The sequence below is a fragment of the uncultured Halovibrio sp. genome, from assembly GCF_913056445.1.
In the GTDB taxonomy this organism is placed as follows: Bacteria; Pseudomonadota; Gammaproteobacteria; order Pseudomonadales; family Oleiphilaceae; genus Halospina; species Halospina utahensis_B.
In genome coordinates this window covers 1-11,493 of the sequence record NZ_CAJXMA010000086.1, presented here as the reverse complement: position 1 = coordinate 11,493, position 11,493 = coordinate 1, and the positions used below count along the sequence as shown (strand labels likewise).

Annotated in this window: 18 protein-coding genes; 8 read left to right on the top strand and 10 right to left on the bottom strand. The window is 58.0% G+C overall.

Annotated features, from left to right (window positions below):
• From QZ501_RS13110 to QZ501_RS13090, 5 genes are all read left to right on the top strand, one after another.
• Positions 1-447 (top strand): hypothetical protein (locus QZ501_RS13110; protein ID WP_295720088.1); only part of this gene is annotated, 447 nt, incomplete at its 5' end.
• Positions 448-456: 9 nt separating this feature from the next.
• Positions 457-882 carry a hypothetical protein gene (locus QZ501_RS13105; RefSeq protein WP_295720086.1) on the top strand — a complete coding sequence of 142 codons (426 nt, stop codon included), beginning with the start codon at positions 457-459 and terminating at the stop codon, positions 880-882.
• Positions 879-1,400, top strand: coding sequence for a hypothetical protein (locus QZ501_RS13100; RefSeq protein WP_295720083.1), 522 nt, complete (start codon positions 879-881; stop codon positions 1,398-1,400). Before QZ501_RS13105 ends, QZ501_RS13100 begins: the two co-directional genes overlap by 4 nt.
• A gap of 263 nt (positions 1,401-1,663) precedes the next feature.
• The gene (locus QZ501_RS13095; RefSeq protein WP_295720081.1) at positions 1,664-1,987 is read left to right on the top strand and encodes a type II toxin-antitoxin system RelE/ParE family toxin; all 324 of its coding nucleotides are present in this window, start codon (positions 1,664-1,666) and stop codon (positions 1,985-1,987) included.
• On the top strand, positions 1,984-2,265 hold the full coding sequence (locus QZ501_RS13090; RefSeq protein WP_295720079.1) for a helix-turn-helix transcriptional regulator: 282 nt from the start codon (positions 1,984-1,986) through the stop codon (positions 2,263-2,265). The genes QZ501_RS13095 and QZ501_RS13090 overlap by 4 nt, the downstream gene beginning before the upstream one ends.
• 6 nt (positions 2,266-2,271) lie before the next feature.
• Here QZ501_RS13090 and QZ501_RS13085 read toward each other — a convergent pair whose 3' ends face one another.
• The 5 genes from QZ501_RS13085 to rhuM all read right to left on the bottom strand — a co-directional run bounded on the left by QZ501_RS13085 (position 2,272) and on the right by rhuM (position 5,393).
• On the bottom strand, positions 2,272-3,291 hold the full coding sequence (locus QZ501_RS13085; protein ID WP_363174790.1) for a DNA/RNA helicase domain-containing protein: 1,020 nt from the start codon (positions 3,289-3,291) through the stop codon (positions 2,272-2,274).
• Between the two features lie 71 nt (positions 3,292-3,362).
• Positions 3,363-3,674, bottom strand: coding sequence for a helix-turn-helix domain-containing protein (locus QZ501_RS13080; RefSeq protein WP_295720077.1), 312 nt, complete (start codon positions 3,672-3,674; stop codon positions 3,363-3,365).
• A 4-nt stretch (positions 3,675-3,678) separates the two neighbouring features.
• Positions 3,679-4,017 (bottom strand): type II toxin-antitoxin system RelE/ParE family toxin, encoded by a 339-nt coding sequence (locus QZ501_RS13075; protein WP_295720075.1) that lies wholly within the window; start codon positions 4,015-4,017, stop codon positions 3,679-3,681.
• Positions 4,018-4,159: 142 nt separating this feature from the next.
• Positions 4,160-4,348 carry a metallophosphoesterase family protein gene (locus QZ501_RS13070; protein WP_295720072.1) on the bottom strand — a complete coding sequence of 63 codons (189 nt, stop codon included), beginning with the start codon at positions 4,346-4,348 and terminating at the stop codon, positions 4,160-4,162.
• A gap of 73 nt (positions 4,349-4,421) precedes the next feature.
• A complete protein-coding gene (gene rhuM / locus QZ501_RS13065) occupies positions 4,422-5,393 on the bottom strand; it encodes a RhuM family protein (protein ID WP_295720071.1) in 972 nt (323 codons plus the stop codon).
• A gap of 224 nt (positions 5,394-5,617) precedes the next feature.
• Here rhuM and QZ501_RS13060 point away from each other — a divergent pair, with 224 nt between their 5' ends.
• Positions 5,618-5,917: a HigA family addiction module antitoxin gene (locus QZ501_RS13060; RefSeq protein WP_295720069.1), complete on the top strand. Its 300-nt coding sequence runs from the start codon at positions 5,618-5,620 to the stop codon at positions 5,915-5,917.
• A gap of 61 nt (positions 5,918-5,978) precedes the next feature.
• Here QZ501_RS13060 and QZ501_RS13055 read toward each other — a convergent pair whose 3' ends face one another.
• The gene (locus QZ501_RS13055) at positions 5,979-6,470 is read right to left on the bottom strand and encodes a metallophosphoesterase family protein (protein ID WP_295720068.1); all 492 of its coding nucleotides are present in this window, start codon (positions 6,468-6,470) and stop codon (positions 5,979-5,981) included.
• A gap of 221 nt (positions 6,471-6,691) precedes the next feature.
• On the opposite strand from QZ501_RS13055, the gene QZ501_RS13050 reads away from it, so the two are divergent.
• Entirely contained in the window at positions 6,692-6,928 is a 237-nt protein-coding gene (locus QZ501_RS13050; protein WP_151440931.1) for a DUF465 domain-containing protein, read from the top strand.
• Between the two features lie 164 nt (positions 6,929-7,092).
• Here QZ501_RS13050 and QZ501_RS13045 read toward each other — a convergent pair whose 3' ends face one another.
• The 4 genes from QZ501_RS13045 to QZ501_RS13030 are packed head-to-tail and all read right to left on the bottom strand — an operon-like array spanning position 7,093 to position 10,938.
• Positions 7,093-7,989: an acyltransferase gene (locus QZ501_RS13045; RefSeq protein WP_160898605.1), complete on the bottom strand. Its 897-nt coding sequence runs from the start codon at positions 7,987-7,989 to the stop codon at positions 7,093-7,095.
• 57 nt (positions 7,990-8,046) lie between these two features.
• A complete protein-coding gene (locus QZ501_RS13040; RefSeq protein ID WP_295720063.1) occupies positions 8,047-8,880 on the bottom strand; it encodes a glucosaminidase domain-containing protein in 834 nt (277 codons plus the stop codon).
• 34 nt (positions 8,881-8,914) lie between these two features.
• Positions 8,915-10,471, bottom strand: coding sequence for a BCCT family transporter (locus QZ501_RS13035; protein WP_295720061.1), 1,557 nt, complete (start codon positions 10,469-10,471; stop codon positions 8,915-8,917).
• Positions 10,471-10,938, bottom strand: coding sequence for a YbhB/YbcL family Raf kinase inhibitor-like protein (locus QZ501_RS13030; RefSeq protein ID WP_295720059.1), 468 nt, complete (start codon positions 10,936-10,938; stop codon positions 10,471-10,473). Before QZ501_RS13030 ends, QZ501_RS13035 begins: the two co-directional genes overlap by 1 nt.
• 224 nt (positions 10,939-11,162) lie before the next feature.
• Here QZ501_RS13030 and QZ501_RS13025 point away from each other — a divergent pair.
• The coding region (locus QZ501_RS13025; RefSeq protein ID WP_295720057.1) for a hypothetical protein at positions 11,163-11,493 on the top strand (331 nt) is incomplete at its 3' end.

Here is an 11,493-nt window from a genome sequence, read left to right as displayed (position 1 = left end):
GAAACAATGACCCGGAACTCCCGCTACAAGAGCTGGGTGCACAATCCTTTCCGGAGTTTCGCCGGCGGCGTTGAATCTTCCTTCAAGAGCGGTGGCAGCCCCATCAGTTCCCTCCCCGAGACAAAGAGACTCAACCTGGGTCTTGGTGCAACGCGGGTTCTGAGTAAAGGGACGTTTGCGCTTGATCTTGTGAGTCGTGGGACTCGGGTCATGTACAGTGACAACAAGGATTATCAACTGGCCAAGGAAGCAACGAGCCTTGCGTTTTCTCTGGGCGGTGCCTCAATTGTAGCCCAGGGCGTAACGCTCGGTTTAACCCTGGTGTTGGCTCCAACCGGGCTGACGCTAATCGTCAGCGTCGCAGCTGCATCCGCGCTTTCTGCTGTCATTATCGATCTCCTTGTCCGGGATATTTTTGACGCATCCGCCAACGCGTTAACCGACTGAGGACGCTTCGTGATATTCATACCCAATCCATGCGACAGCCTCATTCTGGGCTATATGATTCCGATCGTGATGTTTCCGGTTATCCCACTCATGATCCTGGCGTATCCCCTTTTAGGCCGATACTTTGACCGGAAAGTACACAATCGGGAATCTCCGGATTTCTGGATTGGACCAATAGGGACTTTCATAGCACGACCGGTGGGCTATGCGTTCTATATCGTCGTCAACGTTGATTGGGAAAAGCTCGAGGCGCGTGCGAGACGGCGTAACCCTGACCACAACCCTGTAGCCCTGCTAACCGGAACCTATGGCCACATTGATTTTCGGGGCGAAGCTAACACCCTGCAGGTCGGGCTGAGCTGGCTTTACGTGCTATCGCTTTCCTTCACGGTCTTACTCGCCTTCATTTATGCCTTCTGCAAATACGTACTATGAAATGGCTATTCTCAATCGCCGGTCTACTGATTGTTGGCCTTCTCGGCTATTCCGGCCTGAGCTTCTACGTCCTGCAGGCAAGTAGCCCTGACACCAATGCCTCCTGCGCTATCGGTGACAGCGGCACTCATATCCCTCAATTCGCCTGCCGCAGGTATCTTGAGCATCAACTGACTAATGAAAGAGAAAGCGGCGATGCCCAGAGCGTGCTTCACCTGGCAATCGGCGCTTACCCAACAGATCCCGAGCAAGCTCAGGAGATCATGGAGCTCGCCCTTTCTGAAGGCGCACAGATCAACGGTTTCTCGTCGGTGACCGGTTATCCCCCATTGCATGAGGCGGTCCTGCTCAACGAGCCACGGCTTGCCGAGTTCTTTCTGCAAAAAGGGGCCGACCCGGAAATAGAAGATCAGAACAAAGGAATGACGGCGCCTGAACTGCTGTCCGCTATTGCAGAACGGAATCCGGAAAAGGATCTGTCAAGGATGGTGACACTGTTACAAGAGGAACGAGAATAAGAAAGCGGCAGGAACGGGAACATACGGCTGTCAATTCACTCGAGGCAGGTCAGCTCAAGCTGATCGAAGGCTCACGGCCAGAACCGTTGCGGACAACCTTTTTACCATCCATTCTGTTTAGAAAGGATTGGGGATGCCCGGTCGAAAAAAGGCCCCGGTGGAGTCACCGGGGCCTTTTGTTTTTCAGGGGATTGACCTGCCCTATTATTGATCGACGCGCAGTTATCACATAAGATAACCATAAAAGGAAACAGTGATACTCCATGGATTGGACGATAGAGTTCTACGCAGGCGTTGAAGACGCCATTCTAGGGCTGCCCCCTAAACTCCAGGCACGAATGATCCACCTGCTGGAGCTGATGGAGAAACATGGGGCGAACCTTGGAGAGCCTCACACGAAGGCACTGGGGGAAGGCCTTTTCGAGATTCGCGCCAAAGCCAAGGAAGGCATAGCGAGGGGGCTGTTTTGCTACATGGAAGGAAGCCGAGTGAAGGTTCTCCATGTATTTGTGAAAAAGGACCAGAAGATTCCTGGTAAGGATATAAAGCTCGCGCGGGAGCGCATAAAGGAGGTGAAAAAACGATGAGCCTCGATACGCTTAAGAAGAAGGCCCTTCAAGACGACAAGGTGAAGGCCGAGTACGACAAGCTGGCTCCGGAATTCGAGCTGATCGACCAACTCCTTTCCATGCGCAATGGCGCGGGCCTGACCCAGCAGGAACTTGCTGAACGCATGGGGACGCAGAAATCCAACGTGAGCAGGTTGGAGCACGGACGGAGCAACCCGAGCTGGAAGATGCTCACCCGCTATGCACATGCCTGTGGTTATGAGCTAAAGCTGACGACACTGGAGCGCTCAGCGTAACCGCTGTCACCGCTCCAGTGTCCCTTTGAACTCCCCCAACACCTGAAGCTCTCCCGCCTGGGCTTCGTCCAGAGCAATATCCTCATAACCCGGCGCCATCGTATCGCAGGCGAGAACGATCCGTCGGTGTTCCCACTCATGGTCCGGATTCGGCACCTTCTCGCTGTGGTACACCTTCACGGTAAGGCCACCCCCGTGGTCCGGGTCCTGTATATCGCGACGGTAGACCAGCATCGCCCGGCCGTTGCGACTGCCTCCGGGATTGGCCTCGAACAGGCACAGCGAGCCGCTGGGTATGCGACGGTTCATGGATTCGCCTTCCACGCGCGTCGCGAAGAGTCCCGGCTTGGCTCGGTACATGTCCGGAAGCCCGATCCAGGTTTCGGCCTGCTGGGGGTTCTGGATTTCAGCAAAGCTTTCCGCGAAATCGCCGGCGGCCACAGGAAGATCGATGAATGGAACGGCGTTATCGTCGTCGCCAACCTCTGCAGCCGATAGAAATCGCACGCCCTCTTCCGGCTGAGTTGTAGGGTCTTCCGTTGCAGGCCGATTGGCGGGGGCCGATTCCGTTGCTGGTTCCGGTTCCTCCTCGGCAAAGGCGAGCGCGATCTGTTGCCGGAAATATTCTTGGGTTTCCGCGTCCGTGCAGTAGATGAGACAGCCTTTCAGACCCCGGCTCATCAGGGTGCGATAGGTGTTCTTGATGATGGCCTCGGCGCGGGCGTCGGCCTCTTCCGGGTATTGCTTGCGTGCCTTCTTGTAGCCGTGAAGGGAACGGTCGGTCTTGGCGCGCTCCTGGGGCTGGGTGATAACACGGCCTTCGCGCACGATCAGGTCCGGACCGATGATGACGCCCACGTAGTCCAGCTCCAGGCCCTGCACGGTATGGATACAGCCGACCTGTTCAACGGAATGTTCCTTTTCCAGGTAGCGGCCCTCGTCTTCGTTGAGGTTCCACTGCATGGCAAAGTCGTGTTCCGGAAACGTGATGTCGTAGGCGGCGGCGTCCTTTGGTACGCTCCCTATACAGCAGACACTTGAAAGCTCCTAGAAATCTTGGTTGGCGGTGATGATAAGGACATCGTCCCACCAAGTGATCAAACGCTTTCCATACGTTCCAGAGTATCCGGGTATTTCTGAAGCATGCGCAGCAGCAGTGCCGAATGGGAAGGGGGATTGCTTCGGCCCTGCTCCCAGTTCTCCAGGGTACGGGCAGACACCCTAAGTCGAGCGGCAAATACGCCACGGGAAAGATTCAGGCTTTCGCGCAGCTCCCGAATCTCCTGGTTGGAAATCGTAGGCGCTGGCTGTTGCTTAACCTGGTGAGTGCGCAGGGTAATTTTACCCCCGCGTTCTTTTTCAAGAGCGTCAAAGCCCTCGCTCAATTCTTCGAACAGGTTACGTTTCATGGGGCTACCTCCCGCCTCTTTGAGCCTTTTCGTGCTCCAACAGTTGTTTCAGGACCCTTTTCTCATCTTCAGTCAGGTCGGCCATTTCGCCTTTGCTGTACAGCGTGAATAGCCAGAACTGTTGCCCGTCAACGAACCAGTAGTAAATAATCCGCAAACCGCCACGCCGGCCCTTGCCCTTCCCTTTGAAACGAAGTTTACGCAGGCCTCCCGTTCCCTGGATCCGGTCTCCCCTGTCGGGATTTTCCATCAAATCCCGTTGCAACTCCTTGAAGCTCAAGTCATCGAGATAATCACTTCGATGGCGCTCAAACGGAGGAAGCTCGATAAAAACGGCTTTCATGACACTCCTTGTCCTCCACAAAAAACTATACGCACATTGCGTATAGCATTCAAGCTACCCGAGCTCGACCATTACTTACGCCTACGGGGCCCAGGAACATCCAGTTCCTGGATATGGCCCTCCACACCGCTATCGGTAACCCTTATTCGACCGACCGTAACGGGAAGGCTGAAGCGGCGTGGGCCCGCTCGCTCAGCGCATCCATCACCTCTGGCTTGCCAATGTCACCCACGTGCAGGATCAGCTCACAATCAGCCAGAGCGCTCAGGGCCTCGGGCCTCACCTGGCCATGGGTATCTGAAATGATGCCAATATCACTGCTGATGCGCACGGTTTGCCTCTCTCAATTCCAGCCAACCAACTGCCCCACTTCTGCGCTTCTGCGCTTCTGCGCTTCTGCAAGTTTAATAGGGATCCGTTGCCAGCAGGTTCATCACCAGGCGCACCATCAGATCCTTGGCTTTAGGGTCGCTCTCTGCAATCAACAACGTAAGGGCCGTCAGCCCCTGCTCGTTCAGAGTCAGGCGCATGCCTTCCTGGCGCAGGTAGAGGACGAACAGAAAGGCACCGGAGCGCTTGTTGCCATCCGAGAAAGGGTGGTTCTTGATGACGAAATACAGCAGATGAGCGGCGCGTTCTTCGCGGGTTTTGTACAGGGGTTCACCGAACATGCTCTGTTCCAGGTTCCCCAGAATGGCTTCGAGCCCCTCGCCTCGATCCCGGGCAAACAGCTCGCTGGCTTCACCCCGCTCCCGCAGTTCCCCGGCCAGTGCGTCCAGGGCGCGACGAGCCTCGTTGAAGTTCAATACACCACGTGCAGGGCGCGCGCCCTCCGGAATACCCAGGCCACCCTCGTCGTAATCGAGAAGCAGGCGCCAGGTGCGCGCGTAGCCGAGGATCAGGCTTACCACCTCCTGCCCCACATCGGAGACCAGCGCCTGCCGGGTGAGCGTCTGGCCCAGTAGTTCCACGGCCTGTTCCAGCTCGGACAGGCCTTGCTGGGCCAAGCGGTACTCGTTAAGGCTGTAGCCCTGGGTCAGGTGTTCGCGGAGGACGCGGGTTGCCCACTGGCGAAAGCGCACGCCCCGTTGGGATTTGACTCGATAGCCCACGGAAATAATGACATCGAGATTGTAATGCTCAACGGCACGCTGGACCTGTCGTTTGCCCTCTTGGCGAACTATCCGGAATTTCCGGATAGTTCCCTCCCGGTCCAGCTCCCCCTCTTGATACACATTGCCAACGTGTTCGTTGACGGTACGAAGATCCTTGCCGAAAAGCTCCGCCATCTGCTTCTGGGTGAGCCAGACAGTCTCACCTTCCAAGCGGACCTCCACCGGTTGGCTCTCGTCTTCAAAAATCACAATTGCACTCATACAGCCTCCTTGCTGTCGGTTACTGGGCGTTGTTGGTTGTGTTCCGTCATTATGGAAGAGCCTACTTCATGAACGGGGTCAGGGTCAGCTTACGCCCGTCTTTCCCTACGCCTTTAATTCATTGTGCCCTTTTGACGCTTACCGTTAAACGTTATACATTCAACAAATGATCAGAAGCTTTCGGTGTAAGGAAACACAGACGTTTTCCCGGACGGGCAAGACTGATGACGGACAACGGCATGCGCCCTATCCACCCTGGTGAGATCCTCCGCGAAGAGTATCTGGAGCCCACGGGTATGAGCGTGAATGCACTCTCGAAGGCGCTCCGCGTTCCCGCTACGCGCATGAATGAGATCGTGCGCGAAAACCGGGGCATTACAGCGGATACCGCCATGCGCCTGGCCCGTTATTTCAACACCAGCGAACGGTTCTGGCTGAAGCTGCAGATGGAATACGAACTGCGTGAGGCGCAGGTGCAGCGTGGTTCGCGTATCGCAGAGGAAGTCGCTCCGTACAATGCTTGATGCGGGTATCCGGGAGTAACGGGAAACGGCGCCACGGCAAGAAAGACCGCAAGATCCGCAATCATCGACGCTTTCGGGGTCCTGGAACATCCAGTTCCTGGATCTGACCTTCCACACCGCTATCGGTAACCCGTAGTAGCCCAACCGTAACAGGCAGGCTGAAGCGGCGTGGGCCCGCGCTACCCGGGTTGAAATAGAGCACGCCATCCTGGATCTCATTGAAGGGTTTGTGGGAGTGCCCGAACAGGACGACATCGCAGGACCTGTCCGGCAACAGGGTCTCGATGTCCTGGTGACGATGGACCATCTGGATACGTAGGCCGTTAACGGTGAGTTCCTGCGTTTCCGGATAGACCAGGGCCCAGTCCCCGTGGTCCACGTTGCCCCTTATCGCCACGACCTGCGCCTGCTCGCTCAGGGCATCCATAACCCCTGGCTTGCCGATGTCACCCACGTGAAGAATCAGCTCACAGTCGGCCAGAGCCCTCAGGGCCTCGGGCCTCACCTGGCCATGGGTATCCGAAATGACGCCGATATCACTGCTGATGCGCACGGTTTTCCTCTCCCAATTCCAACAGGACTACGGGGTCCACCCTAAGCTTCGCTCCGTGTCATCTTCGTTAAGATGATCTCGTCACCTTTCATCCGAAAGAGCATGCACCAGCCAGAGTTTCCAGGATTGAGAATCTGCAACGACAGCTCTCCGCAGTGATGGCAGACTGGTGATTGCGATCAAAAACTTTGACGCCAATCACCGAGTAAGATGGAGACCCTATGAGTCACACCCCGCACGAACTGGCGGAAGAATTCCCGGAACACACCGATCGCATCTCTGAGCTCAAACAGTCGGACGCACACTTTGCCGAACTGGTGGATGAGTACCACGAAATAAACCGCACCATTCACCGTATGGAAACGGAAGTTGAGCCGGTGGCCACGCCCACAGAGGAAGATGCCCGCAAAAAGCGCGTGGCGCTTAAGGACCAGATTGCGGCGTACCTCAACAAGTAGCCCAGCGACAGCCGAGCCGCGACCGGGCTCGCGCTGACCGAAGGCGCCGCCGGTTCCACCCGGCGGCCTTATCTACCTGAGAATCCCCTCATCCGCCTCTCAAATCCGCGCAACCATTTCTATTAGGGTGCTTTAAAGGGCTATCTGGAAAAGCTGCCGGAGCGCTAATCCTTTGACTTCAGCTCATCGAGCAACTGATCCTTGCGCTCCCAAAGTGCTTCCTGCCACTGCTTGACCTGTTGGCGGTGGTTTTCATCCTCGTTGTAATTGCCGCCCAGCAGATGCTGTGGAATGGGCACCTGCTCAACACGGATGACGATATGGGTGACCCGCCCGCACATGAATTCCCAGAGCCCGGGGCGGCCGTTGGGGTAGGCAATGGTAATGTCGAGCAGAGTGGAGAGGGTGTCGCCCATGGCTTCCAGAACGAAGGCGGTGCCGCCGGCCTTGGGGCGCAGCAGATGCTTGTAGGGGGATTTCTGGCTGTCGTGTTTCTCGGGGGTGAAGCGGGTACCTTCCGGGAAGTTCATCACGCTGACCGGGGTATAGCGGAATTTCTCACAGGCGCGGCGGGTGGCCTCCATGTCCTCGCCGCGTTTCTCCGGGTGTTTCTGCAGATACTCCCGGGAATAGCGCTTCATGAACGGAAAGTCGAGCGCCCACCAGGCCAGCCCGATCACCGGCACCCAGATCAGCTCCTGTTTGAGGAAGAACTTCAGGAACGGAATGCGCCGGTTAAAGATGTGCTGCAGGGCGAAAATATCCACCCAGCTCTGATGGTTGCTCATCACCAGGTACCAGCCCTCGCGGCTGAGCCCTTCCACCCCGGAGACATCCCAGGTGGTGCGGTGGGTGAGGCGCATCCAGCCACTGTTGCAGGCCACCCAGCACTGCGAGATCCCGATGATCAGGCGGGTGCAGAACACCCGCCAGGCACGGATCGGGATGATCAGCTTCAGTATGCCCGGGATATAGAGCAGCACACACCAGAAGACGGTGTTCACCGCGAGCAGCAGGGAGTTCAGTACGCCGAGTAAGGGTTTGGGGAGAAAGTTGAGCATAGAGCAAGCCGGCCATCGAATGATTCATCGCCATTGTTCGATGAGTTGGGCCAGGGATCAATGGGGAGCAGCCAGGTTGTTGGCCTTGATCACGCGGCGGATGAGCCGGATGTAGCCTTCACCCTTGGCGGAGTATTTCTCAAGACCCGCTGCAAGATCGCTCCCCTCCGGGGCCTGGCCTTTGTTGCGCGCCTGAGCCCGCCGTTCCCTCAACGGTTCGTAGACCGGATGGCTGTTCAGATGGTGGATGTAATCACGCACGGCATCAGCCACGTTGTCATAGCTGGCGACCTCATGTGTGGCATCGGCGCGGCGCTGGGCGGGCACAATTCCACAGCCCTTGGTAAAGCACCACTTGCCGAAGATGTTATTGCCCTGACGGGCGAAGCGCGATGTGCCCCAGGCGGACTCAAGGGCGCCCTGGGCCAGGGCCAGGGAGACGGGGATGACGTCGATGCGGCGTTTGAGGGCCGCTACTTGTTGTTCCGGCTGATCCGCGTCAACGCGATAGCGTTCCGTCATCCGGGCAAGCCAGTCCTGGGCCTGCTGGTCCGGGGACTGCCCGGCCTCAAGCTGCTTATCCAGCGCAAGCAGCGCTTCACGGCGCTTTTCAACTTCGCTGTTGACGGCTTCCACAATGGGCGCGAGGTAATCGAAGAAAGCCTCCTTGCGCTCGGGCCCGGCGGGGATGTCCAGAAAGGCCGGCATCGATTGGGCTCCGGCGCCCTCGTCAATCCGGGGTGGAATGGCAACCTGTTCGGATTCAGGTGTCGTGGCTTCTGTCGTGGCTTCCTCGCTCTCCTCCACGCCGTTGTCACAGGCGGAGAGAGCGATGACAACACCGACCATGAACGCGGCCGACAGGTATTGGCGCCTTTTGTGACTCAACATGTATGCTCCCGGATCAATGGTATGTTCATCGGCCTCACCCCCAGGGCGGTTCGACACCCTCAACACGATACTCCCGCTTCAGCGCCCGCTGCAGGTTGATACAGGCGAACGCCAGAATCACTGCCACAGGCAGACCGGCCGTTACTGAAGCCGTCTGCAGGCTGTCGAGCGCACCCGCGCCGCCCACCAGAAGCAACGTGCTCGCGACCAGGCCCTCTGTAATCCCCCAGATCACGCGCTGACGACGTGGTGAACGCTTGCTGCCCCGTGAGATCAGTGCGTCCACCACGTGTGTGCCCGAGTCAGAAGACGTGACGAAATAGGTTGCGATAAGCAGTGTGGCAAGTGCCGAGGTAATACCGGCCAGGGGAAGCTGCTCCAGGGTCACGTACAGTGCCACTGTGGTGTCTTCAGCGACGGCCTCGACGATGCCTCCGCCGCCCTGCCCCAATGCCATCTCGAGGGCGGTTCCTCCGAAGGTGGCCATCCACACCAGCACGAACGCGGTTGGCATCATCAGCACGCCCACGATGAACTCGCGGATGGTTCGGCCATGGGAGATCCGGGCGATGAAGATGCCCACGAAGGGGGACCAGGCAATCCACCATCCCCAGTAGAAGATGGTCCAGCTCTTCTGCCATTCGGAGCCGCCCATGGGGTCGGTGGACAGGCTGAGTTCGATGAGCTGTGTCAGGTAGCCTCCGGTCGCATCGAGCAGGAAGCGGATAATGAAGAGCGTGGGTCCCAGCGCCAGGACGAACAGCAACATGACGAGGGCAAGCCCGAGGTTGAACACACTCAGCCACTTGAGGCCACGGTCCAGGCCGGAAATCACCGACAGAACCGCGACCCCGGTAATGAAACCGATGATCCCCACCTGGGACCACTTGGAGACGGGCAGGTCCACCAGCACATTGAGCCCGGTGTTGAGCTGCATGGCGCCGAAGCCGAGCGACGTGGCGAGGCCGAAGAGCGTTCCAAACACGGCCAGGATGTCGATGAGGTGGCCGATGGGCCCGTAGATCCGATCGCCCAGCAAGGGGTAGAAAATCGAACGGATGGTCAGTGGCAGGTGATGGCGGTAGCTGAAATAGGCAACCGAGAGTCCCAGCACCACATACACCGCCCAGGCATGCAGCCCCCAATGGAAGAAGGTGTAGATCATCGCCTGGCGTGCAGCCGCTGGTGTTCCACCCTCCCCCGTCGGCGGATTCTGGAAATGGAGAATGGGCTCGGCGATGCTCCAGAAGACCAAGCCGATCCCCATGCCGGTGCTGAACAACATGCTGAACCAGGCGGCTTTACCGAATTGGGGACGGGCGTCGGGCTCGCCCAGTCTGATGCTTCCGTAGCGGCTGAACAGCAACCAGACCAGAAACCCCAGGAACACCGTGACAGCCAGCAGGTACACCCACCCCAGATACTCGGTAATAAATCCCTGGATCTCCCCAAACACCCGCCCTGCCGTCTCGGGAGCGCCCACACCAAACAGCACGAAGCCCACGACAATGACCGCGGAGGCGACAAAGACTGTCGGATTGACCGTTGAAAAGAAACGCTCTGGTCTGGCTGGTCGAAGATCGCGTGCCATCAGTCCTTCCCACCGTTTTTTTCAGAGGGATTGGCATCAACGATGCCGTTCAGGGCGGCTTGATCGAGAACATGCGCCTTCATGGCCCGCTCAAGTGCAGGACGGGTGGCACCAGCCTCCAGCTTTAGCTTGGTGTCCAGGGCCAGCACCGAGAACCGATAGTGATGGCGCCCCTCAGGGGGGATGGGACCCAGGTAGCCTATCTTCCCGAAGCTGTCTCTGCCGATGCAGCATTCCGCCGGCAGATTCACCGCGTCCAGTGATTGGGTATCGGGTGGAATGTTCCAGGCCATCCAGTGCGTGAGCGTGCCCAGCGGAGAGTCCACGTCCTCAATCATCAGTACCAGGCTGCATGCCTGCTCAGGAACATCCTGGATTTGAAACGGAGGTAGTTCGTTCGCCTTCGGGGCCGTGTATTGCCAGGGAATGGGATCACCTTCGGAAAATGCTGGGCTGGACAAACGCATGGTTCCTGCTCCCTTCCATCTATAATCACGCCCCAAGTGCGAACGCTGGCCACTTTCGGCTTACTCTACACTATTGGCAAAACCTTAAAGTACTGGAAAATAGCACATGATGGCCGGCTGTAAGCTCCTGCTCTGTGTCTGCAGGTTTCAGGCACAAGCAGGAGAGCAGAAATGACCCTGGGAGCTTTGTTCAAGCGAGGCTCCCCCATATTGATGAACCCCAGATGCGATACCTGCAAACCCTCACCACGCTAACCGTAATCCTGGCCATCTCCGCCGCGCCCACCTGGGCTGCCGAGACGCTCAAGACCAACCGCCAATGGGATGTATTGCCCTCGCCGAATGGAGACGAGGGGCGGCAAACCCTGGCGGCGGCCGCGCAATCCCTGGCCTCGCTGGATGTGACGCTGGCGGCGGAGCCACTGACAGAGCAACGGCTGAGCCGGTTGGCGGCCACACCAGCGGAGGACCCCCTCATCCGTGCGCTGCGGGAGTCACTCGGCCAGGCCATTGATCGGCGGGACTTCCTGTTGTTCCTGGACGATGTGGCCCGAG

Bases quoted from the DNA above. Each gene is read 5' to 3' on its own strand.
- QZ501_RS13100 (WP_295720083.1), top strand. From the start codon at position 879: ATGAAATGGCTATTCTCAATCGCCGGTCTACTGATTGTTGGCCTTCTC.
- QZ501_RS13095 (WP_295720081.1), top strand. From the start codon at position 1,664: ATGGATTGGACGATAGAGTTCTACGCAGGCGTTGAAGACGCCATTCTA.
- QZ501_RS13090 (WP_295720079.1), top strand. From the start codon at position 1,984: ATGAGCCTCGATACGCTTAAGAAGAAGGCCCTTCAAGACGACAAGGTG.
- QZ501_RS13080 (WP_295720077.1), bottom strand. From the start codon at position 3,674: ATGAAACGTAACCTGTTCGAAGAATTGAGCGAGGGCTTTGACGCTCTT.
- QZ501_RS13075 (WP_295720075.1), bottom strand. From the start codon at position 4,017: ATGAAAGCCGTTTTTATCGAGCTTCCTCCGTTTGAGCGCCATCGAAGT.
- rhuM (WP_295720071.1), bottom strand. From the start codon at position 5,393: ATGAGTGCAATTGTGATTTTTGAAGACGAGAGCCAACCGGTGGAGGTC.
- QZ501_RS13060 (WP_295720069.1), top strand. From the start codon at position 5,618: ATGACGGACAACGGCATGCGCCCTATCCACCCTGGTGAGATCCTCCGC.
- QZ501_RS13050 (WP_151440931.1), top strand. From the start codon at position 6,692: ATGAGTCACACCCCGCACGAACTGGCGGAAGAATTCCCGGAACACACC.
- QZ501_RS13045 (WP_160898605.1), bottom strand. From the start codon at position 7,989: ATGCTCAACTTTCTCCCCAAACCCTTACTCGGCGTACTGAACTCCCTG.
- QZ501_RS13040 (WP_295720063.1), bottom strand. From the start codon at position 8,880: ATGTTGAGTCACAAAAGGCGCCAATACCTGTCGGCCGCGTTCATGGTC.
- QZ501_RS13035 (WP_295720061.1), bottom strand. From the start codon at position 10,471: ATGGCACGCGATCTTCGACCAGCCAGACCAGAGCGTTTCTTTTCAACG.
- QZ501_RS13030 (WP_295720059.1), bottom strand. From the start codon at position 10,938: ATGCGTTTGTCCAGCCCAGCATTTTCCGAAGGTGATCCCATTCCCTGG.